This window comes from Ruegeria atlantica (assembly GCF_947495585.1).
In the GTDB taxonomy this organism is placed as follows: Bacteria; Pseudomonadota; Alphaproteobacteria; order Rhodobacterales; family Rhodobacteraceae; genus Ruegeria; species Ruegeria atlantica_G.
Genome location: NZ_CANLZK010000001.1, coordinates 451,526 through 475,017 on the forward strand (window position 1 = coordinate 451,526; position 23,492 = coordinate 475,017).

The 23,492-nt window shown below is 57.4% G+C and carries 23 protein-coding genes; 15 read left to right on the forward strand and 8 right to left on the reverse strand.

The features are described from left to right. The first annotated feature begins 82 nt into the window (after positions 1–82). On the forward strand, positions 83–760 hold the full coding sequence (locus QMP16_RS02175; RefSeq protein WP_282151053.1) for a GntR family transcriptional regulator: 678 nt from the start codon (positions 83–85) through the stop codon (positions 758–760). Positions 761–889: 129 nt separating this feature from the next. Here the strand turns inward: QMP16_RS02175 and QMP16_RS02180 are convergent, their stop codons facing one another. After that, positions 890–1,768, reverse strand: coding sequence for a LysR family transcriptional regulator (locus QMP16_RS02180; protein ID WP_282151054.1), 879 nt, complete (start codon positions 1,766–1,768; stop codon positions 890–892). 10 nt (positions 1,769–1,778) lie between these two features. Here QMP16_RS02180 and QMP16_RS02185 point away from each other — a divergent pair, with 10 nt between their 5' ends. Genes QMP16_RS02185 through QMP16_RS02195 form a run of 3 tightly spaced genes read left to right on the forward strand, consistent with a single transcriptional unit; the run spans position 1,779 to position 3,522 of the window. Then, complete coding sequence (locus QMP16_RS02185; RefSeq protein WP_282151055.1) at positions 1,779–2,216, forward strand: hypothetical protein; 438 nt, start codon at positions 1,779–1,781, stop codon at positions 2,214–2,216. A gap of 3 nt (positions 2,217–2,219) precedes the next feature. Continuing rightward, positions 2,220–2,474, forward strand: coding sequence for a hypothetical protein (locus QMP16_RS02190; RefSeq protein WP_282151056.1), 255 nt, complete (start codon positions 2,220–2,222; stop codon positions 2,472–2,474). A gap of 43 nt (positions 2,475–2,517) precedes the next feature. Beyond that, positions 2,518–3,522 carry a GlxA family transcriptional regulator gene (locus QMP16_RS02195; protein ID WP_282151057.1) on the forward strand — a complete coding sequence of 335 codons (1,005 nt, stop codon included), beginning with the start codon at positions 2,518–2,520 and terminating at the stop codon, positions 3,520–3,522. Between the two features lie 7 nt (positions 3,523–3,529). Here the strand turns inward: QMP16_RS02195 and QMP16_RS02200 are convergent, their stop codons facing one another. The 5 genes from QMP16_RS02200 to QMP16_RS02220 form a co-directional block, all read right to left on the reverse strand. Further along, on the reverse strand, positions 3,530–4,090 hold the full coding sequence (locus QMP16_RS02200; protein WP_282151058.1) for a sarcosine oxidase subunit gamma: 561 nt from the start codon (positions 4,088–4,090) through the stop codon (positions 3,530–3,532). Next, positions 4,083–7,028, reverse strand: coding sequence for a sarcosine oxidase subunit alpha family protein (locus QMP16_RS02205; protein WP_282151059.1), 2,946 nt, complete (start codon positions 7,026–7,028; stop codon positions 4,083–4,085). Before QMP16_RS02205 ends, QMP16_RS02200 begins: the two co-directional genes overlap by 8 nt. Beyond that, positions 7,025–7,312 carry a sarcosine oxidase subunit delta gene (locus QMP16_RS02210; RefSeq protein WP_282151060.1) on the reverse strand — a complete coding sequence of 96 codons (288 nt, stop codon included), beginning with the start codon at positions 7,310–7,312 and terminating at the stop codon, positions 7,025–7,027. The genes QMP16_RS02205 and QMP16_RS02210 overlap by 4 nt, the downstream gene beginning before the upstream one ends. A 13-nt stretch (positions 7,313–7,325) precedes the next feature. Further along, positions 7,326–8,576, reverse strand: a complete 1,251-nt coding sequence (locus tag QMP16_RS02215; protein WP_109311650.1) for a sarcosine oxidase subunit beta family protein — start codon at positions 8,574–8,576, stop codon at positions 7,326–7,328. 77 nt (positions 8,577–8,653) lie between these two features. After that, positions 8,654–9,517 (reverse strand): LysR family transcriptional regulator, encoded by an 864-nt coding sequence (locus QMP16_RS02220; protein ID WP_282151061.1) that lies wholly within the window; start codon positions 9,515–9,517, stop codon positions 8,654–8,656. A 107-nt stretch (positions 9,518–9,624) separates the two neighbouring features. Between QMP16_RS02220 and QMP16_RS02225 the strand changes: the two genes are divergently transcribed. From QMP16_RS02225 to QMP16_RS02250, 6 genes are read left to right on the forward strand one after another with little or no spacing between them, the layout of a single operon-like run. Then, positions 9,625–10,224 (forward strand): amino acid synthesis family protein, encoded by a 600-nt coding sequence (locus QMP16_RS02225; RefSeq protein ID WP_058271883.1) that lies wholly within the window; start codon positions 9,625–9,627, stop codon positions 10,222–10,224. Continuing rightward, the gene (locus tag QMP16_RS02230; RefSeq protein ID WP_282151062.1) at positions 10,196–10,975 is read left to right on the forward strand and encodes an alpha/beta fold hydrolase; all 780 of its coding nucleotides are present in this window, start codon (positions 10,196–10,198) and stop codon (positions 10,973–10,975) included. The genes QMP16_RS02225 and QMP16_RS02230 overlap by 29 nt, the downstream gene beginning before the upstream one ends. Further along, entirely contained in the window at positions 10,972–11,892 is a 921-nt protein-coding gene (locus QMP16_RS02235; RefSeq protein ID WP_282151063.1) for a flavin reductase family protein, read from the forward strand. The genes QMP16_RS02230 and QMP16_RS02235 overlap by 4 nt, the downstream gene beginning before the upstream one ends. Continuing rightward, positions 11,892–12,926 (forward strand): LLM class flavin-dependent oxidoreductase, encoded by a 1,035-nt coding sequence (locus QMP16_RS02240; protein ID WP_282151064.1) that lies wholly within the window; start codon positions 11,892–11,894, stop codon positions 12,924–12,926. Before QMP16_RS02235 ends, QMP16_RS02240 begins: the two co-directional genes overlap by 1 nt. Positions 12,927–12,934: 8 nt before the next feature. Then, on the forward strand, positions 12,935–14,413 hold the full coding sequence (locus QMP16_RS02245) for an aldehyde dehydrogenase (protein WP_282151065.1): 1,479 nt from the start codon (positions 12,935–12,937) through the stop codon (positions 14,411–14,413). A gap of 43 nt (positions 14,414–14,456) precedes the next feature. Next, the gene (locus QMP16_RS02250) at positions 14,457–15,323 is read left to right on the forward strand and encodes an urea carboxylase-associated family protein (RefSeq protein WP_282151066.1); all 867 of its coding nucleotides are present in this window, start codon (positions 14,457–14,459) and stop codon (positions 15,321–15,323) included. On the opposite strand, the gene argE is transcribed toward QMP16_RS02250, so the two are convergent. Both argE and QMP16_RS02260 read right to left on the reverse strand, forming a co-directional pair. Continuing rightward, entirely contained in the window at positions 15,320–16,477 is a 1,158-nt protein-coding gene (argE, locus tag QMP16_RS02255; RefSeq protein ID WP_282151067.1) for an acetylornithine deacetylase, read from the reverse strand. The two genes, QMP16_RS02250 and argE, sit on opposite strands and share 4 nt — an antisense overlap. Further along, the gene (locus tag QMP16_RS02260; RefSeq protein ID WP_282151068.1) at positions 16,474–17,658 is read right to left on the reverse strand and encodes a M24 family metallopeptidase; all 1,185 of its coding nucleotides are present in this window, start codon (positions 17,656–17,658) and stop codon (positions 16,474–16,476) included. Before QMP16_RS02260 ends, argE begins: the two co-directional genes overlap by 4 nt. 195 nt (positions 17,659–17,853) lie before the next feature. Between QMP16_RS02260 and QMP16_RS02265 the strand changes: the two genes are divergently transcribed. The 5 genes from QMP16_RS02265 to QMP16_RS02285 all read left to right on the forward strand — a co-directional run bounded on the left by QMP16_RS02265 (position 17,854) and on the right by QMP16_RS02285 (position 23,488). Further along, on the forward strand, positions 17,854–18,999 hold the full coding sequence (locus QMP16_RS02265; RefSeq protein WP_282151069.1) for a M24 family metallopeptidase: 1,146 nt from the start codon (positions 17,854–17,856) through the stop codon (positions 18,997–18,999). Further along, the gene (locus QMP16_RS02270) at positions 18,996–19,703 is read left to right on the forward strand and encodes a maleate cis-trans isomerase family protein (RefSeq protein ID WP_282151070.1); all 708 of its coding nucleotides are present in this window, start codon (positions 18,996–18,998) and stop codon (positions 19,701–19,703) included. The genes QMP16_RS02265 and QMP16_RS02270 overlap by 4 nt, the downstream gene beginning before the upstream one ends. A 149-nt stretch (positions 19,704–19,852) precedes the next feature. Next, entirely contained in the window at positions 19,853–20,944 is a 1,092-nt protein-coding gene (locus tag QMP16_RS02275; protein WP_109311640.1) for an ABC transporter ATP-binding protein, read from the forward strand. 111 nt (positions 20,945–21,055) lie between these two features. Then, the gene (locus QMP16_RS02280; RefSeq protein ID WP_109311639.1) at positions 21,056–22,147 is read left to right on the forward strand and encodes an extracellular solute-binding protein; all 1,092 of its coding nucleotides are present in this window, start codon (positions 21,056–21,058) and stop codon (positions 22,145–22,147) included. Between the two features lie 69 nt (positions 22,148–22,216). Next, positions 22,217–23,488 carry an ABC transporter permease gene (locus QMP16_RS02285; RefSeq protein WP_282118587.1) on the forward strand — a complete coding sequence of 424 codons (1,272 nt, stop codon included), beginning with the start codon at positions 22,217–22,219 and terminating at the stop codon, positions 23,486–23,488. The last annotated feature ends 4 nt before the right edge of the window (positions 23,489–23,492 follow it).

Consider the following 23,492-nt stretch of genomic DNA (forward strand, 5'->3'; position numbering starts at 1 on the left):
GTCAAGGATAGTGTCCGATTTTGTTGACTAGATCATGTATCCAAATGTATACAAAGAAATCCGATATGCAAGATTGAGAACGATGAAAACTCAAGAAGATCCTAATCAGGCCGGCCCGCAGGGGAATTCCGCTTATCAGCGTTTGCTAGATGAAATTCGCGAGGGCGTTTTGTTGCCTGGTGACCGGCTCAGAGAGATCGAGCTGTCCGAAAGACTGGGTGTCAGCCGAACACCTGTGCGCGAAGCGATACGGCAACTCGAAACGGATGGGTTGGTGACGCATGTCCCTAGGTTGGGCGCAACGGTTCGCAGCCTGAGCTATTCGGAAGTTATGGAACTGTATGAAATGCGCGCCGTACTTGAAGGCACGGCGGCACGGTTGGCGGCACGCGCGGCTTCGGATGTGGAACTGGACGAACTTAATGTCCTGAACGATCGCCTTGCCGAGGCTGGCACCGGTCCAGTGGCCGCTCAGTTGAACCGTATTTTCCATGCCACGCTGTTGGATGCCGCCAAAAACCGCTTTCTCACAAAGTCGATGTTATCGCTGCAAAAGGCGCTGTTGATATTGGGTCCATCCCAAATGCTGGATGGTCAGCGCGCAGACGATGCCGTGGGTGAGCATCGCCGTGTGATGGACGCCTTGCACGCCCGCGACGGCGACGCAGCCGAGCTGGCGATGCGCGCCCATGTTCATGCGGCCCAGCGGATGCGTATCCGCGCGTTGCAGAAACGGGACCGCGCAATTGATCAGACCTGATCTGAGGAGCTGATTGTCCTAGCTCTCGGTCTTTGGTTCCTTCACCAAACCACTCCTCCCATCCGCAGAAGTCGACGAAAAACCCGACCATCGTGGAGGTCGTTGTTTAGGCTCTTCCGGTACAAACACTCAGCTGACCACTTTCAAAGGGTTGGCGCCTTCAACCTCGCGGCTAATCTCTTGTACCAGCGCCATCGCGGCAGGGTTTCGGCGCTTAACATGCATACGCGCGACAAAAACGATGGCCGGGGGATCGGGGAACACGCCTTTGATCACCTCTATGTCCGGTGTGACATGCATTCCATTCAACAGGGCGACGCCCAAACCGGACCGCACGGCCGACTGAATGCCAGTGGCGCTTGGGCATTCTAATACGTTGTCGAAGCGGTGCCCTTGCAGCTGCCCATCTCCGAAGCCCCATTTGCGATAGAAACATTGGCTGTCGAAGGACAGAAAGGGAACAGGTGCTGTCGTATCCAGTTGGAAATCCGGTGATTTTACCCAGTGCAGAGTGTCCTCGAACAAGATCAGGTCATCTGGCCGCGTATCGTGCCGAAAGATTTGCATGACGGCGACATCCAACTCTCCGGCCTTCAACCACTCTTGCACGTTCAGACTTTGACTGGTGCGTGTTCGGACCTGAACGTCCGGGTAAAGCCGTGTGAAACGACCCAATATGCGGGCGATGTCGCTGGTTGCCGTGTCTTCGGTCATGCCCAGCCGGAGTGCACCGGCCAAGGGTTTCTTGCCCAAACTGGCAAGCGCCTCATCGTGCAGGGCACATATTCGGCGGGCATGGTCGCACAGGCGCAGACCTGTATCTGTGAACAGAGGGCCACCGGGTCGTCGCGCCAGCAGATCGCAGTCCAGGGCTTGCTCTAACCGTCGGATTTTGTGGCTGACTGCCGATTGCGACAGCGCCAGATGCTCGGCCGCGCGCGTCACGCCGCCATGGGATGCGATGGCTAGAAGGGCGCGCAGAGCGTCAATTTCCAATCGGTCGGTCATTTGTGAAACCATGACAGTTTTAGATCACACCATGAATATCATTCATTTGTGTCACGCACCAGTATTGAACTACTGGTCAGGAAATCCAAAGCTCAGGAGCATTCGCATGCCGCATCTCGTCCCGGACCACACAGTGATCAAAACCCCGCGGATGGCCCCCGGAATCCATGGGGTGGGCTATCCGGCGGTTCTTACTCGCGGCACATTATCTTACATCCGGTGCGACGTGCTGCCTGAAATGGCAGCGGCGTGCAACAGGGTACATTTGTTCGATCTGGCGGGTCTTGGTCAGTCTGAACGACCTTGGAATCCGGCGCTTAATGGGTCGGTTACCGATCAAGTTCCCGTCGTTCACAAGTTGCCGAAAAACTGCAGTCATTTCCAGATTAGAGATCAGCCCGAACAGACACCCACGCCGCTGATCAATCTCCTGAAGCGAAAGGGCTGAGCTATGACGGATCAAATCAAAATCCCTGACCGGCGCGGTCTGACGACGGTATTCGAAATCACTGGATCGGTTCTGGCCATGGCCTATGCCTTGTTTATCGCGTCTAATACAGGGGCCGAGCTGTTCGGGTTTGCCCTGTTGTTACTGTCCTCGGGCCTGTTTGCGGCCTGGGCCGTGATTGATCGCCGCTGGACGTTCCTGTTGTTGCAGGGGTTTTATTCGGCCTCGGCGATCATCGGCTTGATCCGGTGGGCATGAACTTCGCATAGGGCGGTTGCGGAAATCTTGTTAGAACAGCCTTATGCGCAATGAAGATAGAATCAAAATCGGCTTTTTGCTGTTCGACGGCTTTCCCATGGCTTGCCTGACCTCGGTGATCGAGCCGTTGCGGGCGGCCAATGAAATCGCCGGGCAAGAGGCGTTCTGCTGGTCGCTGCTGTCCGAGCGTCAACAGAAAGTACAATCCAGCGCAGGTGTCCGGTTCGAGGCCGAGAGGTCTTTGGCCGACTGCAAGGATATCGACATTTTGTTCCTTCTCAGCAGCCCAACGTCCGGCTTTGACAACACAACCGTTGGCAACGGTGCTCTGCGCAGTCTCGGACGGCATGGCACCGTTTTGGGCGGGATTAGCGGTGGGGTTTTCCCATTGGTCCGGTCCGGGGTGATGGGGGGGCAACCTGTTTCCGTCCATTGGTGCTATGAGGCCGCATTTCTGGCTGAGTTTCCCGAAGTCGACTCGCGTAGCGAGGTGATCGTGAAAACGGCCACACGTTACACTGCAGCTGGCGCTGCGGCCGGGTTCGATCTGGCCCTGCATCTGATCGAGGATCGGCTGGGCGGCGATGTCGCGCACGAGGTTGCCTGTTGGTTCCAACATCCGATGATGCGCGGGGCAGGTGTGCGGCAACAGGTTCCGACCACGACCGCGCCGGAAACCGGGGACAGCCTTCCACCGTTGGTGTCGCGTTGTGTCGACCTATTCGCGAGTCATATGAGCGATCCGATTTCCATCGCAGAGGCCGCACAGCAGATGGGGGTTACGCCGCGCCAGGTGGAACGTGCCTTTAAACAGGCGACAGGCCAAAGCCCCAGCCACTATTATCGCGCAATGCGCATGAAGGCGGCGCGCCAGATGGTGGTCTATACCAAAGACCCAATCGCAGACATCGCGGCTGCGATCGGGTATGGTTCAGTGGCGCCGCTTGTGACGCATTACCGGTCGGCCTTTGGGCTAAGCCCCAGCGAAGATCGCCGTAGGATCAACCGCTTCCGCGTTGAAGGTAATGCGCCATTGCCGTCAGTCTGACACTGCTTTACAGCGCCGAACGCATTGCAGTGACGATGGCATGGTGCAACGATCCGGCGGATGAACGAGGGCCATAAATGCTGAACGCCTCGTCTGACCGACAGAGAACAAAGCAGCCAACGTGGTGAATTGAGCAACGGGCGACGCTGCCCGCGTCCATTTTACGGAGATCCAGCATGCACAACAGCTCCAGCACTGCTGGTATTTGACCCCCATTCAGGTCGAACCGTGTCCAACCGTCGGTCTGTTCTGTCACCGACGCGGTATCGCCCAAAGCGGACTTCACCTGATCAGCAAGTTCTTCGTGCGTGTCAAAAGGAGCCTCGATCATCCACTGATCCGGACCGGCCCAAAAGGCAGTGACAGTGTCACCGGCATGTTGGCCGATACCAGGTGTAGGGGCACCGATCAGTTTTGCCAGGGCTTTGCTGGCTTTGGTTTCCTGTCCCATCCGCGCGGCGACGGATGCCAGCGCGACGCCCGGAACTTCCCGGCACGTAACCCCGCCAACAGTGTCGACCTGCGGTTCGGACCCGCCCAATGCGGTTATTGCAACTAGATCATGCACGCAGACGCTCTCCTTCGGGGTCAACGAAATGGGCCGATACGATTTCGACCTCGACGGTCAGATCGGTCAATGGGGACACGAGGCGCATTTTCTCGCCCATCCGGTTTGCGCCATCCTTCAAAAGACCCAGCCCGATATTGCTGTTCAGAATAGGCGAATACGCAGCCGAAGTGACATAGCCCTGATCGTGCGCGGCATCCACCGGGCCGGTCGTGTTCATCAAATGGCCACCAGCGGTGACTTTCTCTTCGGGCGATACCGGTTTGATCCCGACCAGCCGCAGGACATCCGGTTCTACCAAGGCCTCTCGTTCGGACAGGGTCGATCCGATGCTGTCTTTCTTTTTCGACACCATCTTACCCAATCCAAGATTCAATGCCGTTGTGGTGCCGTTCAGCTCGTTGCCAGCCGCGTGGCCCTTTTCGATCCGCATGACGCCCAGCGCTTCGGTGCCGTAGGGGACCACGTCAAATTCTTCACCCTCGGTCATCAGACGCCGCATCAGCGCATCGCCATAGCGTGAGGGCACCGCGATTTCGAACGCCAACTCTCCCGAGAATGAGATCCGGAACAGCCGCGCGCGCAACCCGCCGCAGACTGTAATGTTGCCACAGCCCATGAACGGAAATGCCTCGTTTGAAATGTCGAATTCAGGGTCGACGATCTTTTGCAGCAGCTTGCGCGAATTGGGACCAGCGACAGCATATTGCGCCCAGGATTCCGTGGTCGAGATCAGCTGCACATCCATATCCGGGAACAGGCATTGGCGCACAAATTCCATGTGACGATAGACATTTACCGCGTTGGCCGTGGTCGTTGTAACGACAAAATGATCCTCGGCCAGACGCGCGGCTGTGCCATCATCCATCACCATGCCGTCTTCGCGAAGCATCAGGCCATAGCGGGTTTTTCCCACGGGAAGCTTGGCGAAACCGTTCGCGTAGACGCGGTTCAGGAAATCAGCCGCGTCCGCGCCCTGCACGTCGATTTTTCCAAGTGTCGTACAGTCGCACACCCCGACGGACGCGCGGGTCTGGCGCACTTCACGGTCCACTGATTCACGCCAATGAGTCTCACCCGGAAGGGGGAACCATTGCGCGCGCAGCCAGTTGCCGACCTCGACAAACACAGCGCCCTTCTCCTTGGCCCAATAATGCGAGGGCGTCAGGCGCGTGGGGTGGAATTCTTGTCCCTTCATCCGACCGGCGAAGGTGCTGATCGGAACAGGCGTGTAGGGTGGGCGGAAAATGGTTGTTCCTGTTTCGGGGATCGTCTTTCCGGCCACCTCGGCCATGATCGCCAATGCGCTGATGTTCGAGGTCTTGCCTTGATCAGTCGCCATGCCAAGGGTGGTATAGCGTTTCAGGTGTTCAACTGACCGGAACCCTTCCTGATAGCTGAGTTTGACGTCCTTGACGGTCACGTCATTTTGCTGGTCCAGCCATGCGCGTTTGCAGCCTTCGACATACCAGAACGGTTTCTGCGCGATTGGGGTATCCTCAGCCTCGGGCAAGTCAGGCTGAGCAACGCCCAACTCCAACGCTGCCGCAGCAGCCTCGGCACCGGATTGCAATGCGCCGTGGGTGGACATCACCCCGTTCGCCGCACCCGCCACCGATAGCCCGACAGGCAGGTTCGAGCCGGGCACAAAGGCGGCCAGATCGTCGTTCCAGACCGGACGCCCGCGCTGATGGCAGGTCAGATGCACATTCGGGTTCCAACCACCCGAGACGCCCAGCGCGCCGCATTCAAGCGTGCGGGTCGAACCGTCGGGCAGGGCAACTTCGACAAAGGTCAGACCAAGGCGTCCCTTTGTATTCACAACCTGAGCGCCGCTCAGGACTTCGTAATCGTAGTTGACCGGAGCATCCTCACGCACGTCGACAACGGCGCAAATGTGAACGCCCTTTGCATGCAGATCGGCGGCGGTGCGGTGACCGTCGTCGTTGTTGGTAAAGATCGCCACGCGCTGAGAGGCAGTAGCCGCGAACCGATTGGCATAGGTTCGCAAGGCGCTGGCCATCATGATGCCGGGGCGGTCGTTGTTTTCGAACGCGATGGGCCGTTCAGTCGACCCCGCACACAGCAACGCCTTCTTGGTGTAAATGCGCCAGAGGATTTGGCGCGGCTTACCGGCGGGCAGGGTGGCCACGTGATCTCCGGTGCGTTCTACAGCGCCGTAGATGCCGTGGTCGAAGGCGCCGATGACAGTGGTTCTGGCCATCAGCCGGACGTTGGGCATTGATGACAGTTCCGCGACGGCCTGTGCGGCCCAATCGCTGCCGCTTTGATCTCCGACCGAAAATGTCTCGCTGTTCAGACGTCCGCCGAACCGAAAATCCTCATCAACCAGAATAACGTCCGCACCTGCGCGTCCTGCGGTCAGGGCTGCCATCAAGCCCGATGGACCCGCGCCGATGATTAGCAGGTCACAGTGGCGGAACCCTTTGTCATATTCGTCGGGATCAGCCTCCATCGACAAAGAGCCAAGGCCCGCGGCGCGACGGATGATCGGCTCATAGGCTTTTTCCCAAAAAGCGGCCGGCCACATGAAGGTTTTGTAGTAAAACCCAGCGGACAGGAAATTCGAGAACAGATCGTTAACGCCAAGCGCATCGAATTTCAGGCTGGGCCAACGGTTCTGCGATTGCGCCTCAAGCCCATCAAACATCTCGGTCGTTGTGGCGCGTGTGTTGGGTTCCTGCCGGTTGCCAGAGCGCAGCTCGACAATGCCGTTGGGCTCCTCGGATCCGGCGGTCAGCAGGCCGCGCGGGCGGTGATACTTGAACGAGCGTCCGATCAACCGCACGTCATTGGCCAGCAAAGCCGAAGCCAGTGTATCGCCGGGATGGGCGGTATAGTTGCGGTTGTCGAACCGAAAGTTAACAGTGGTGTTGCGGTCGATCTGGCCACCGCCCAGCCTGTTGGATTGCGTCATTTGGATCGCCCCCGCGCGCGGGCCACATCGCGGGCCAGTTCTACCTTGGAAATCTCATGCGTGGTGGTGTCACGGGTCACGACCAGCCACGACCGGTCGCCAGCCTCATGATACCATAGTTCTTGATGTTCGCCTGCGGGATTGTCGCGCAGATAGCCGTATTCATAGAACGCTTCCGCCGCGTCTTCGGCCTGCCAGTCCGGGCGGTTGATCAGTGTCGCATCACCCAGATAGGTGAATTCGGATGCGTCGCGCGGGCCCAGAAGGGGATGGTTGATAATCATTCTCGTGCTCCCCTCAATGCAGGTTGGGCTGATTGCCCACGCCTTTTTCGTCGATCATCCGGCCCGTGCGGAACCGGTCGAAGCGATAGGCCGTGGCGGTAGAGTGCGGTTCGTCCTTCGCCAACAGATGCGCAAAACAGTAACCGGACGCCGGGGTCGCCTTGAACCCGCCATAGCACCAGCCACCATTGAAATAGAGCCCCTCGACGGGTGTGCGGTCGATGATGGGCGAGCCATCCATCGACATGTCCATAACGCCGCCCCACATGCGCAGCAAACGGGCGCGGCCGATCATCGGCATCAACGAGACGCCGCCTTCGCAGACATCCTCGACCACTGGCAGATTTCCACGTTGGGCGTAGGTGTTATAGCCGTCGATATCACCGCCAAAGACCAACCCGCCTTTGTCGGACTGGCTGACATAGAAATGTCCGGCCCCATAGGTGATGACGCTGGGCAGAACGGGCTTCAGACCTTCGGACACAAAGGCCTGCAGCACGTGGCTTTCGATCGGTAGGCGCATGCCCGCCATGCCCATCACCCGGCCCGAGTTTCCGGCAACAGCGCAGCCGACTTTGTTAGCCCCGATAAAGCCCTTTGAGGTCTCGACGCCCAGGCATTTGCCGTTCTCGATACGCAAACCAGTTACTTCGCAATTCTGGATGATGTCGACACCGTGGCTGTCCGCGGACCGGGCAAAGCCCCAGGCCACCGCATCATGGCGCGCGGTGCCGCCCCGCCGCTGGGCCAGACCGCCTTTGATCGGGAAACGCGCGTCGTCGAAATTCAGATAGGGGTGTTCTTTGCGTACCTGATCGGCATCCAACAATTCGGCATCTGCACCGTGCAGGATCATCGCATTGCCGCGCCGCGTATAAGCGTCGCGCTGACCATCCGTGTGGAACAGGTTGAGTATTCCACGCTGGCTCATCATGGCGTTGTAGTTCAGGTCCTGCTCAAGCCCTTCCCACAGTTTCATCGAGAATTCATAGAACGGCTCATTCCCGTCCAGCATGTAGTTCGAGCGAACGATCGTCGTGTTCCGCCCGACATTGCCTCCGCCGATCCAGCCCTTTTCGACAACCGCTACATTGCGATGACCATAGACCTTGGACAGATAATGGGCCGTCGCCAGCCCATGACCACCACCGCCTATGACGATGATGTCGTAATGGGCTTTGGGTTCAGGGTCACGCCAAACCGGCTTCCACCCTTTGTGGCCGGTAAGCGCCTCTTTGATGACTCGAAAGCCTGAATATCGCATGAATCGGACCTTTTTGGCCAGAATTCACTATTTTCCTGCTCAGTGATATCCTCAGATGCGACATTGGTGTGTCTGAATCAGACCCTTTGGTGTGCCGGGCCGGGAACCAATTGTGAAAACCATGATACAAAGGCGTCAACCTCGGGTGATGCGCGCTGCACGGCCAGAAAGTACCCTTCGGTCGCCGGGGCGGTCTCATCGAAAGCACGCGCGACCTGTCCGGTTTGCAGAGCGTGATCGGCAATAAGGGCATTCACCAAGGCCACGCCGTTTCCCGAAGCCGCCAATTGCAAGGCGAGCCCGTAAGAATCGACATAATAGGCCGGGGTATGGATTTTATGACCGGTGACTTCCGCCCAGGTGGACCAGTTGTCTGACGTTCCCACGGCCTCGATCAGGGGCAAGTCCTGAAAAGCGCCAACCAAGCCAGGTGCTTTTACCGCGATCAGGTCATTCGGCAGTAACGGTTTTGCATCCCGCCCGACTTGTTTTTCCGACCCGAACCGGATTTCGACATCGGCGCGCAGGGCCGAGTATTCATCGGGCCAGATCGTGCTGACAAAGCGAATGGACGTGTCTGGGTTTTGGTCGCGAAACTGGGGCAGGGCAGGGGAAATTAACCATTCGATGATACTGATCGATGCTGCAACAGTGACGTGCTTAGCCCGTTCCTCTGCCAAATACGGAGAGGCGGCGGATTGCAGCAATTGCAGTGCGGCTTCGACCTGCGGCAGCAGCTTTCGCCCTTCATCCGTCAAGGAAAGACCGCGCGGATGCCGATGAAACAGGACGACGCCAAGCCGGGATTCCAGCGACCTGATTTGCTGGCTTACGGCGGATTGGGTCAATCCGATTTCATCCGCCGCAGCTGTTGAGCTCAACCTTCGGGCCGCGGCCTCGAAAGACCTGAACCATGTAAGGGGGGGCAGTGTTTTGGGCATGTGCAACCGACCTAGTAGCTTTGTTAATACCTAAGACCCAACTTCTTTCGTTTGTCAAAGTGCCGGCCAATCAAAGATATTTCTCGTACTCAAGATTGGGGGATAACGTGCAGCCGGAAATTCGTAAAATAGTGACCTTCGACGAAGAAGTTCTGATCGAAGGATATCGCAAAGCCGAACGGCCGTGGCGCATGTTTGCTGTAGCAGCGGTTGTTACCAACCCTTGGGCTGGACGTTTCGTCGAAGATCTACGGCCGGAAATTTTGGCCTATGGCCCAATCCTGGGTCAAGAACTGACCGACAGGATGATCGCGCTGGCCGGAAGCGGTGAGGCGATTGAGGCTTATGGCAAGGCTGCGGTTGTGGGGCTGGACGGAGAGGTCGAGCATGCCTCGGGCCTGATCCACACTCTGCATTTCGGGAACATCTTCCGGCAGGCGGTTGACGCCAAGTCCTATCTTTCATTCACTAACACCCGGGGGCCTGCGAACACACCGATCATGGTGCCATTGATGGACAAGAACGATGCAGGCCGCCGGTCGCATTACCTGACGCTGCAATTCGCCATCCCCGACGCGCCCCGTGCGGATGAGATTGTCGTGGTTTTGGGCGGAGCAACCTCGGGCCGTCCACATCATCGCATCGGCGACCGTTATCAGGATTTGAAGGATCTGGGCCATGACGTGGACAACCCGGCCTCGGTCTGACATCGGCGGGCTCGCCGCGATAGACGAAGGTGAAGGCCCGCTTGTGGTTCTGCTCCATGGCGTTGGATTGCGGGCCGAAGCCTGGGGCGCGCAAATCGATGCGCTGTCTGCTGCCGGGTATCGTGTTCTGTGTCCGGATATGCCCGGGCACGGAAAAACCCAGTTTCAAGGTGCTATGGGGCTGGATGGGTACGCCAACCCGATCGCGGTCCGATTGACCGAGCCTGCCGTTCTGATTGGGCATTCCATGGGAGCTTTGATCGCTTTGGACATTGCGGCATCGGGGCATGATCAGGTGAGAGGCGTTGCCGCGTTGAACGCGATTTACCGCCGAACCCCCGAAGCCCGTGCGGCTGTCACGACCCGCGCGTCGGCTCTGGATACCGAGGTCATGAACGATCCCACCGTGACTTTGCAGCGTTGGTTTGGCGATCAGGTTTCCGAAGAATGCGAAGCCTGTTCGCGTTGGCTGAAAGATGTCCACCCGGGCGCATACAAAGCGGCCTATACCATCTTCGCCGAAAGCGATGGCCCGACTGACGCACAACTGGGTCAAATCAAATGCCCGGCACTGTTTATGACGGGCGGGGATGAGCCAAATTCCACACCCGGCATGTCGCAGGGCATGGCGCAGCAAGTGACAAATGGCCTGGCAAAGATAATCCCAAATGCCGCCCACATGATGCCCATGACGCACCCGGCTGACGTTAACGCCAATTTGCTTGAGTTCGTTCGGAGGTGCCTGCCATGACCGAGATTGACACTCGCGCCCTGCGTGATGCATTCGGCAACTTCATGACTGGCGTGACGGTTGTGACTACCCGGGATTTTTCCGGCAATCCGGTCGGGTTCACGGCGAATTCGTTCACGTCCGTGTCGCTTGATCCGCCTTTGCTGTTGGTCTGCCCCGGCAAGTTTCTGTCCAGCCACGATACCTTCGCCGGATGCTCGCATTTTGCGGTGAATGTTCTGGCAGACGGGCAGCAGGGCGTCTCGAATACCTTCGCAAGATTCAAGGGCGACCGATTTGGTCGGGTGGTGCATCGCGACGGAGCCCATGGCTTGCCGCTGATCGACGGGGCGCTGGCACAGTTTAGCTGTGAAACGCATCAGGCGCTGCCCGCAGGCGACCACACGGTTCTGATTGGCCGTGTCACGGAGTTCACCCATATTGGCGGAAACGGTTTGGGTTACGTTAACGGATCGTACTTCAGTCTTGAGCTCGAGCGTGAGATGGACGCGCAGGTTCCAACAATCTGCGGCGCGATTGTCGCATCGAGTGGCAAAGTTCTTCTGGAACGCCACGAAGGCGCATTTCGCCCGGTTCAAATCGCCGGTGCGGAACCCGGGGGGCAACGCAACAGGCTGGCACAGGGCCTTTCCGATCGGGGCATTCAGGCGCAGATCGAACAGGTCTATTCTTCGTTCAACGATGCCGAAACGAACCTGCACTACACGTTCTTTCTGGCGTCTTGCGTTCAGAACATCCCGGTGGAAAATGCCGAATGGGTAGATATCGGCGATCTGGCTGATCTGACTTACGCCAGCAATAGCTTGCACCACATGATGACCCGCTACGCCCTTGAAGCCCGCGAAGGCGTTTTCGGGCTGTATCTCGGTGACGCCGAACGCGGCGAAATTCACAGTTTCGGTAAAGGAGCCATTTGATGGAGTTTTCACTGTTTGCCCACGTGGAACGTCTGACCCCGGATCAGCCTCACGATGTTCTGTATGATGAATTCGTGAGCCTGGTGAAGATGGCTGATGACGGGGGCATGCGGGCAGTTTGGACAGGTGAACATCATGGGATGGAGTTCACCATTGCCCCCAACCCGTTTCTGTCGCTGGTCGATCTGGCGCATCACACGCGCAATGTGCGGTTGGGCACCGGAACGGTAATTGCGCCGTTCTGGCATCCCATCAAACTGGCAGGTGAGGCCGCCGCAGCGGATCAGATGACGAAAGGTCGTATCGAGTTGGGGATCGCGCGCGGTGCGTATTCCTATGAATACGAACGTCTGATGCCAGGAATGGACGCTTGGGAGGCGGGGCAGCGCATGCGCGAGTCCACCCCGCTGTTGCCGCAGATCTGGCAAGGCGACTGCGCCCATGAAGGCGAGTTCTATGCGTTTCCGGCGGCAACTTCGGCGCCGAAACCTTATCAGGATGGCGGGCCTCCAATCTGGATCGCCGCGCGGGATCCAAACAGCCACGAATTCGGCGTTCACAACGGATTCAACATTCAGGTCACCCCGCTGTGGCAGGGCATGGAAGAGATCGAGACCCTGATGGGGCGGTTCAACGATGCCTGTGACAGCTACGCGGGGCCGCGCCCCAAGATCATGCTGTTGCACCACACCTATGTCGGCAAAGATGACGAGGATGTTGCGCAGGGCGTGCAAAATCTGCGCCGTTACTACAATTACTTTGGTGCATGGTTTATGAACAAACGGCCAGTTGAACAGGGCTTGATCAAGCCGATTACCGAAGCCGAGATGGACGCAAACCCGATGTATACCAGCGAAAAACTGGGCCGCGACCTGACAGTTGGGACCGCGCAACAGGTAATCGACCGGATCAAGTGCTATGAAGATCTGGGCTATGACGAGTTTTCGTTCTGGGTCGATAGCGGCATGACCAACGAACGCAAGCGCGCCTCTTTGGCGCGATTCATCGACGACGTGATGCCGGCATTTCAGTGAGGACCACCATGGGAAACTTACCGCATTTTCAGCTGTTCATTGATGGCGCCTGGACCGAAGGTTCAGCCTCGCAGGTCATGACGTCCGAGAACCCGGCCACAGGCCAGGGGTGGGCCACATTCGCGTGCGCCTCGCCCATAGATGTTGAGCGCGCCATCGCCGCTGCCAAACGGGTTCTGGATGACCCGGAATGGCGGGATATGACACAGACCCAGCGGGGTAAGCTGCTGTACCGCCTTGCTGATCTGGTGGCAGAAAACGCCGCGCGTCTGGGTGAGCTGGAGACAACCGACAGCGGAAAGCTGTTGGCGGAAACCTCGGCACAAACCGGATATGTTGCCGATTACTACCGCTACTATGCGGGTCTGGCAGACAAGATCGAAGGCACGGTCCTGCCCATCGACAAGCCTGACATGCATGTCTTTACCTCACGAGAACCGATTGGCGTCGTGGCCGCGATCGTGCCGTGGAATGCCCAGATGTTCCTGACCGCGACCAAGCTGGGCCCGGCGTTGGCTGCCGGGTGTTCCGTGGTGCTGAAAGCATCGGAAATCGCGCCCGCACCCATGCTGGAATTCGCCAAGCTGATTGAACAGGCTGGGTTCCCGTCCGGCGTTGTGTCGGTCATCACCGGTGACGCCGAAAACTGCGCGATCCCACTGACCCGCCACCCGGATGTCGACCGAATTGCCTTTACGGGTGGGCCTGAAACTGCCCGCCATGTGGTACGAAACTCGGCTGAGAACTTTGCGGTCACGTCATTGGAGTTGGGTGGGAAATCCCCGATCCTCGTGTTTGAGGACGCCGATTTGGTCGGTGCAGCAAACGGCCTGATCGCAGGTAATTTCGGCGCATCCGGTCAGAGTTGCGTGGCGGGAACGCGCGGACTGGTGCATCGGTCAATCCTTGGGCCCTTGGTCGAGCGGATCGCCGAAAAGGCCAGCGCCATCCGGTTGGGTGATCCTTTGCAGCCGGAAACGCATGTTGGTCCGTTGTGTACCGCGGCGCAGGTGCAAAAAATTGAAGACACACTGGGCAAGGCACAAGGGCAGGGCGCGACGATTCACTTCGGGGGAAAAGCTGCCGACCGTCCCGGAAACTACATGAACCCCACCTTGGTAGAATGCGCGTCCCCCGAAACCGAAACGTTGAAAATCGAAATGTTCGGGCCGGTGATGTCCTTGATGCCATTCGATACCGAAGAAGAGGCTATCGCGCTGGCAAACAGCACCCCTTACGGATTGGGCTCGGGCGTGTTCACGCAGAACCTTGCGCGCGCACACCGCGTGTCGAAAAGGATCAGGGCCGGTATCTGCTGGGTGAACACCTACCGCGCGATTTCACCCATTGCGCCTTTCGGCGGGTTCAACCAGTCGGGATATGGTCGCGAGGCCGGAGTTGAGGCGATACTGGATTACACCAGAACCAAGACAACCTGGATCAGTACCGCGCAAGAGCCGATGGCGAACCCTTTCATAATGCGCTAAGGATTCGGAAAGGCAGGGATTTCTGCAGGGAAGTGAGGGGCGCATGAAACTGACAAAACCAAACTTCCCATCGCCGGCCGATGCCGCCGACCGCAAGGCAATTGCCCCTGTAATCTGCTATCCGCCGGATGCCCTGCAGCAGCCTGATCTGAACGGTTTGAGCAAGCTTCGCGAGGATGCGGTAAAGGTGGCTGAGGCCACCGCGGCGCCACGCGATGCGGCATGCATTGATGTTCCGGCTGGCGCTTTTGTCAGGGTGGTTTCGGTCGACGGTCCTCAGGTTGGCGACCTGAACATGTGGAATAAGCATGACCTGACCGAGCGGTTCTATTCCGGCAAAACACGTGCGCTTCATGGCACACATTTGTCGACCGGGGACCGGATGTGGTCGAGCTTTCCTAATATGCGTCCGATGGCAACCATCGTTGCCGATACGCTGGATTGGTACGGGTTCGATGCCTATGGCGGCTCGGTCCATGATGTGATCGGCACGCGGTGTGATCCATATACCGGGCGTTTGCTTTCAGGGGATGACTATCACTATTGCTGTCATTCGAACCTGACCCGGGCGCTGGCCGGCCATTGCGACCTGCCGCTGCATGAGGCCGAAATGCTGGTGCATGACGTGCTGAACGTGTTCATGTGCACCGGATTTACCCGCGATACGGGCCAGTATTTCATGAAGGCCAGCCCGGTACGTCCGGGCGACTATCTTGAGTTTTATGCCGAGATTGACCTGATCGTCGGCCTGTCTGCTTGCCCCGGCGGGGATTGTTCGTCGGAACATTCCTCGGATACCGCTGCCTGCCATCCGTTATTGATGGAAGTCTACGATCCCGGCGAAGAAGCGCGGGCTGCGCATGTGCAACCGGATCGGTCAAGATACGACCGCTCACACGGAACCGGTTAACGGATCAAACGGTGCCCCAAACGGGTTAGCATTCTGCAGCACAGGTCCAGCTGTTCAATCTCAAGGAACTCGTCAGCTTTGTGCGCCTGAGCGATGGAACCTGGACCGCAAACAATCGCATGAACGCCCAGTTTCTGGAACAACCCGGCCTCCGTCGCAAAGGCGACAACACCGGTGCCGTTCGCGCCCGTCAGTTCAGCCACCAAATCACGGGCCGCGTTTTCTTCCATGGGTTCAAGACCTTCGACCTCGGCGATAGCCTCTTGCGTGATGTTCGAGTCGCTGTGGACCGCTTGCATCTCCGGCAGCAAAGAATGCTCTACGTAGTCCGAAAGGGTCTTTTTGACGAGGTCGGCGTCACTTGCCTGCACTGGGCGCATCTCCCACAAGACCTCGGCCTTGCTGGCTATGACGTTGTGGGCAACGCCGCCCGAAATTTGGCCGATATTGACCGTCGTCCAAGGCGGCTCGAACCGGCTGTCGGCGGGTGCGCGGGACTTGAGGATATGGCGCAACTCCAGCAGTTTGCCGATATAGCGCGCGGCATATTCCGCAGCATTCACCCCGTCATCGGGGGCAGAGCTGTGTCCCTCTAGACCCGAGAAGCGGGTGGTATATTCAAAGCAGCCCTTGTGCCCCTCTATCACGCGCATCTCGGTCGGTTCGCCGATGATGGCGATGTCCGGAACGATGCCACGTTCAGACAGGTCGTCGACCAGCGTTTGCGCACCAAGGCAGCCGACTTCCTCGTCGTAGGTGAAGGCAAAGTGCAGCGGTTGGTTCAGCTTGCCCGCATCCATCGTCTCACCGAAAGCCACAGCCGCAGCGATAAAGCCCTTCATGTCGCATGTTCCGCGACCGTAGAGCTTGCCGTCGGTCTCGGCCATCTGAAACGGATCGGTTGTCCAGTCCTGATCGGCCACCGGCACCACATCCGTATGGCCGGACAGAAGGATTCCGCCGGGTTGACCAGGCCCCATAGTGGCAAACACATTGGCCTTTGCCCCGGTCTTGTCTCGCGTAACGATACACCGCGCGCCCAATGCCTCAAGCCGTTCGGTCAGATAGCTGACCATTTCCAGATTCGAGTCCGCAGACACTGTCTCAAAAGCGATCAGGTCGGCTAGTATTTCCATGGTTCTGGGTAAAGTCATGGCTTCACAAACAGCTTTCTGGGGCGGTCGCAGAAACACTCGGCAGGTCCGGAATCTGTGATGAGGATCGGCTCAGTGATCTCCAACCCCCAATCATCCATCCAGAGGCCGGGCATGAAGTGAAAGGTCATGCCGGGTTCCAATACGGTCTCATCCTCGGGGCGGAGAGAGATCGTGCGTTCGCCCCAATCGGGTGGATAGCTGAGGCCAATCGGATAACCGCATCGCGCGCCGCGCTCGATACCCGCCCGTTCCAGCGGGGCAGCCAGAGCCAACGCGATATCACGCGCCTGATTGCCGGCGCGCGCGGCCTTTAGTCCCGCTTCAAGACCCTCTACCAGCGCGGCTTCAGCACGAAGCAAATAGTCGGGTGGCTTACCCAAAAAGACCGAGCGGCAGAAGGGCGCGTGGTAGCGGCGATAGCAGCCCGACAGTTCGAAAAATGTACACTCTCCGGATTTGAACGGCTCACCATCCCAAGTCAGGTGTGGTGCGGCGGCATCCGGGCCGGACGGGAGCAGTGGCACAATGGCCGCGTAATCGCCCCAATCCTCGCCAACTCCGGTGACTGCGTCATGGTAGATTTGCGCGACGAGGTCGTTCTTGCGCATACCCGGTTCGATGCGCTCCAATACGCCGTCGGTCACATGCTCGGATATCCGGGCAGCTTTTCGCATTAGCGCAATTTCCTCATCGGATTTCACGGCACGCTGCCAGTTCACCAATGTGTTTGCGTCGACCAGCTCTGCGTCGGGCAACTCCGCCAGCAAAGTCAGGTGCGCTTTGGCTGAATAATAATAATTGTCCAACTCGACACCGATCCGCCCCTTCGCGATACCAGTATCCGCAATCAGCGCTGCCAGATCCTGCATGGGGTGACGCACGGTGGATTGTACGTATTCGTCCGCATAGCCGTGGATCCGGTCATTGGACATCCAAACAGTTTTACGCGCGCCGTTGGCATCCTGATTTCGGCCCCACCAGATCGGGTCGGCATCCTGAAGCACAAGTACCCCTTGATGCACATAGAACGACCAGCCCTCATAGCCCGTCAGCCATGCCATGTTTGAAGGATCTTCGACAAACAAAGCATCCAAACCCGCCGCTGCCATGGCAGCACGGGTCTTTGCCAATCTGCGGTCATACTCGGCGCGGCTGAAGGCCGGATCTGAATGGGGCATTTTAGGCTCCTGCCTTGGGCGAGTTTTGTTGACAGAACTTGACGAATGCGATCACGTCAATGGGCATCACGGGAAAGACACCAAATTGAGAATCTCACCTACCCCCCATCGCGGCGGCCAAAAGCTGATCAATGGCGCTTGCTTGAGAATTGACGCAGACGCGCAGGTTATCTGCTTTTTCTCTGAGGTCACGAAATGAGGGGGTTTGACACATCTGAGTTCGCAGCACGAACAGAACGTGCGCAAAACAAGATGCGAGCCTCTGGTCTGTCGGCGCTATTGCTGACGACGGAACCTGAGGTCCGATATTTTACCGGCTACCTGACGCGGTTTTGGGAAAGCCCGACACGGCCCTGGTTTCTGATTGTACCCGCCAATGGTAAGCCGATTGCGGTGATCCCTTCGATCGGGGCCGCGCTTATGGCCGAGACATGGCTCGACGATATCCGAACCTGGGCTGCGCCGGATCTGGTCGATGATGGCATTACTCTTTTGACCGATACGCTTCGCGAGGTGACCCCAAGCGACGCGAAAATTGGATTGCCCGATGGGCATGAAACGCATGTCAGGATGCCGTTGGCAGACATTCGACGTCTGCAACAGGCAGTTGGTCAGCGAGGCCTTTGCGGCGACGACGGGATCGTACGCGCGCTTCGGATGGTGAAATCATCAGCTGAGATTGCAAAGATCGAAACGGCATGTGCCATCGCCGGGCGCGCCTTTCAGAGGGTACCCGAAATCGCCAAAGAAGGCGTGGCGCTGGATGCTGTTTTCCGCGGGTTTCAGATGCTGTGTCTGGACGAGGGGGCCGATTGGGTTCCCTACCTTGCCGGCGGTGCGGAACAGGGCGGTTACACTGACGTGATTTCCCCAGCATCTGATACGCTGCTGCAGCATGGTGATGTATTGATGCTGGACACCGGCCTGGTTTGGGACGGGTATTTCAGTGATTACGACCGCAACTGGTCGATAGGGTCCGCGAACGCGCAGGTTAAGTCAGCCTACTGTGCTTTGATTGAAGCATCGGATGCGGCATTTGAGATTGCGCGCCCCGGTGCCACGGCGGCTGACTTGTTTCAGGCGATGAACTCTGTGCTGTCGCGCCACGATGCTGACACTGGGGCCGGGCGCTTGGGGCATGGATTGGGGATGTCTTTGACAGAATGGCCGTCCCTCATTCCAACCGACCACACAGTTTTGGAACCAGGCATGGTCTTGACGCTTGAACCGGGCATTGCCGTGGGTGGAAAAATCCTTGTCCACGAAGAAAACATCGTCATAACCGAAGGAGAGCCCCGCTTCCTTAGCCCGCGCGCTGGTATGGAGTTGCCCGAGATATGACGCGTTTACCTTATACAGTTGATGCAGATGATCCCGCCACGTCCCCAATGGGCCTGATTGTCTTGCAGACAGACGAGACCCTTGAGCCGGAGTTCAACGCATATTTTTCTGATCGCAGCTGTCCCATTTACGTCTCTAGAATTCCCAGCGGTAAAGAGGTGACGACTGATACTCTGGCGGAAATGAAAACGGCACTGCCTGCCGCTGCTGATTTGTTGCCCAAGACGCGACCATATCGAGTGGTCGGATACGGGTGCACCTCTGCCAGCTCGGTGATCGGCTCGGAACAGGTCGAACAAATGGTTCAAAAAACTTGCGAGGCGGCGATTGTTACAAACCCATTGCGCGCGGCCTCGGCCTGCGCCCACGAACTTGGGGTAGCAAAGTTCGCACTTTTGTCGCCATATATCGAAGAAGTGAACGATCCCTTACGCAGTGCTTTTGCGCAAAATGGCATCTCGATAGATGTTTTTGGCACCTTCGGGGAAGCCAAGGAAGCCAAGGTTGCCCGGATTTCCCGAGAGTCTTTGATCGACGCTGCGGTGAATCTTGGGCGGGACGATTCGGTTGAAGCTGTTTTTCTAAGTTGTACGAATCTAAGAACTTTTGACGTAATCCCGATTGTACAGGAACGCCTAAAAAAACCGGTGCTTTCCAGCAATCAAAGCCTCGCGTGGCACATGCGCAAGTTGAATTCCGCCTGAAAACTCGGCTGCTTCCTTTCTAATAGTTACCCACGTGTCATATTTTGGTTGCGTGCCGCACCCTGCATGTCCTTAAATGGCCTCGACAGGTCTTTGAGATCCGGATGAACCGGGCAGGCAAGGACTGCACAGGGGAGACTAATCGGTAAATGTCTAATGACGCAGCGTTCGTCGAGTTTCAGCATGTCCAAAAATCTTATGATGGCGAGATCCTTGTTGTAAAAGACCTTAACCTTTCCATGCCGAAGGGTGAGTTTCTTACAATGCTTGGGCCCTCGGGTTCCGGCAAGACAACTTGCCTGATGATGCTGGCAGGTTTTGAAACAGCCACCCATGGCGAGATTATGTTGGACGGACGGCCGATCAACAACATCCCACCGCACAAGCGCGGTATCGGCATGGTTTTCCAAAACTACGCTCTTTTTCCGCATATGACGGTGGCAGAAAATCTGTCGTTCCCTCTGGAAGTGCGGAAAATTGGCAAGGATGCGCGAGAAGAAAAGGTCCGGCGGGCGCTTGATATGGTCCAGATGGGGGCCTTTGGCAGCCGTCGACCGGCGCAATTGTCCGGGGGGCAGCAACAGCGGATCGCCCTTGCGCGCGCTTTGGTGTTCGAACCCGAGCTGGTTCTGATGGATGAACCGCTGGGTGCGCTCGACAAACAGCTGCGCGAACATATGCAGTTTGAAATCACGCGCCTGGCCCATGAACTTGGGATTACGACCGTCTACGTGACCCACGACCAGACCGAAGCCCTGACAATGTCAGATCGCGTTGCGGTATTCGACGATGGGCGCATTCAACAGCTTGCGCCGCCGGATCTTCTGTACGAAGAGCCTGAAAACAGTTTTGTTGCCCAGTTCATTGGTGAAAACAACACATTGGAAGGCGTTATTAAGTCAATCAACGGCGACGAATGTGTTGTGGCGCTGGATGACGGATCTGAAATTGACGCCAAGCCGGTCAATGTCCACGCGGCAGGTGATCGGACCAAAGTGTCAATCCGGCCTGAGCGGGTGGAGTTCAACAAGGATCGCCTGCACGCCGATGCGCATACTCTGAAAGCAACGGTGAAAGAGTTCATCTACATGGGCGATGTCTTCCGCTTCCGTCTGTCGGTTGCCGGGAATGACGACTTCATCATCAAGACGCGAAACGCCCCGGACGCTATCAGACTGTCACCGGGCCAGGAAGTCGAAATCGGCTGGCTTGCGCGTGACTGTCGGGCGTTGGACGCCTGATCAGGGAACAACCCGTTCACGACACCAAAGTGCGCGGGGAAAGGCATGGGTGGGTTACCCCGTGGCCCAACCAAAAAGATCAAAATTAACGGGAATAACAGGGAGTTAACGATGAAAGTAACAAAAACCACTCTTATGGCAGGTGCTATCGTGGCAGTTGCCGGCGCTGCATCAGCCGAAGAAATGACAATTGTCTCTTGGGGCGGCGCATACTCCAAGTCGCAGCTGAAAGCATATCACGAGCCCTATTCCGAGAAGTCCGGCGTCACGATCCTGAACGACGACAGCTCGGCCGAGGCGGTTGCGAAACTGCGTGCGATGAACGAAGCGGGTAACGTTACCTGGGACGTGGTCGACGTTGTGGCGGCAGACGCAATTCGTCTGTGTGACGAAGGTTTGGCGCTGGAAATCGATCCGGACACCATGCTGGCACCGGCACCTGACGGAACCTCGGCTGCCGATGATTTCGGTGACTTGCTTGTCAGTGAGTGTTTCATTCCGCAAATCGTTTATTCGACCACATTCGGATATCGTACGGATCTTGTGGGTGACACACCGCCGTCGGATGTTTGCGCAGTCTTCGATCTGGAAGCCTATCCTGGCAAGCGTTCGCTTGAAAAGCGTGCCATCAACAACATGGAATGGGCGCTGATTTGTGATGGCGTAGCCAAAGACGACGTCTATGACGTGCTGGCGACTCCTGAAGGGCAAGATCAGGCCCTGGCCAAGCTAGGCACCATCAAAGACAACGTTGTCTGGTGGTCCGCAGGCGCGGACACGCCGCAGTTGCTGGCGGACGGCGAGATCATCATGGGTTCGACCTATAACGGTCGCCTGTTCAGCGTGATCGAAGAACAGAAGCAACCCGTTGCAATGCTGTGGGATGCGCAGATCTTTGATCTGGACGGCTGGATTATTCCTGCTGGTTTGAGCGAAGAGCGTCAGAAGCGCGCGCTGGACTACATCATGTTCGCAACCGATACGCAGCGCCTGGCGGATCAGGCCAAGTACATCTCGTACGGTCCGGCCCGCGCATCTTCGGCGCCGCTGGTGGGTCAGCACGCGGACCTGGGCATCGACATGGCACCTCACATGCCGACCGATCCCGAGAACGCCAAGAACACGTTCCTGTACAACTACGAGTTCTGGGCTGACTATCGTGATGATATCGAAGCAAAGTTCCAGGCTTGGCTGGCGAAGTAATCGCTGATTGAACCAAAAAACCAGCCGGGGCCAAGTTAGGCCCCGGCGTCAAAAAATCAGGGAACGCAGATGAGCGACGCAACTCAATCAGGTCCGATGTTGGCGGCAGATGGTACGCCGCTGAAGAAATCACTGGCGCGTTCATTGCGTCGGCGTAAATTGCGGGCGTTGGCTCTGGTTGCGCCACTTTTGCTATTTGTACTGCTATCATTCGTCATACCTATCATTTCCATGCTATTCCGATCGGTCGAAAACGGGATTGTCTCAGAGACACTTCCTTTGACAGTCGTTGAGTTACAGCAATGGGACGCCGAGAGCGGGGAATTGCCGGACGAAGCTTTGTATGAAGCATTTATTCGCGACATGGTTGTTGCCGTTGACGCCAAGCAACACACAAGACTAGGTACCCGCTTGAATTACGAACAGACGGGAATGTCGTCGATGTTCCGAAAATCTGGACGCCAAATCAAGCGGTTGGATCCGGAAGCTGACGCCCCGTTCAAGGAAAAATTGATCGAAATTCACGATGGCTGGGGGGACGTGGACACGTGGCGCGTGATCAAGACGCACGCGGTGCCGATCACCAATGGATACTTTCTGAACGCTATTGATATGCAGCGCACACCCGAAGGGGCGCAAGCGCAACCCGAAGATAAGCGCATCCTCATCAAGCTGTTCGGCCGGACATTGTTCATGTCGCTGATCATTACCGGGGCCTGTATTCTGCTGGCCTATCCAGTTTCTTACCTGCTCGCCAATCTGCCGATGCGGGCTTCAAACATGCTGATGATTTTGGTGCTGTTGCCATTCTGGACCTCGCTGCTTGTGCGCACCTCCGCCTGGAAAGTGATGTTGCAGCAGCAGGGTGTGATCAACGAAACGCTGGTCTGGCTGGGCTTTGTTGCCGATGATGCGAGGCTGGTGATCATCAACAATCAATTCGGCACGATAATTGCGATGACGCATATCCTGCTGCCGTTCATGATCCTGCCGATGTATTCGGTCATGCAGACGATTCCGCCGTACTATACCCGTGCGGCCAAATCCATGGGCGCCACCAACTGGACGACTTTCTGGCGGATTTACTTCCCGCAATCGATACCGGGTATCGGCGCGGGTTCGATCCTCGTATTCATTCTTGCCATCGGGTACTACATCACGCCCGAGATCGTTGGCGGCACCAAAGGTGTCTTCATTTCGAACCGGATTGCGTACCACATCTCATCCTCTCTGAACTGGGGACTGGCTGCGGCGCTGGGGACGATCCTGCTGGCGGTCGTTCTTCTACTCTACTGGTGCTACGACAAGATCGTCGGCATTGATAACGTCAAGCTGGGATAAAGAA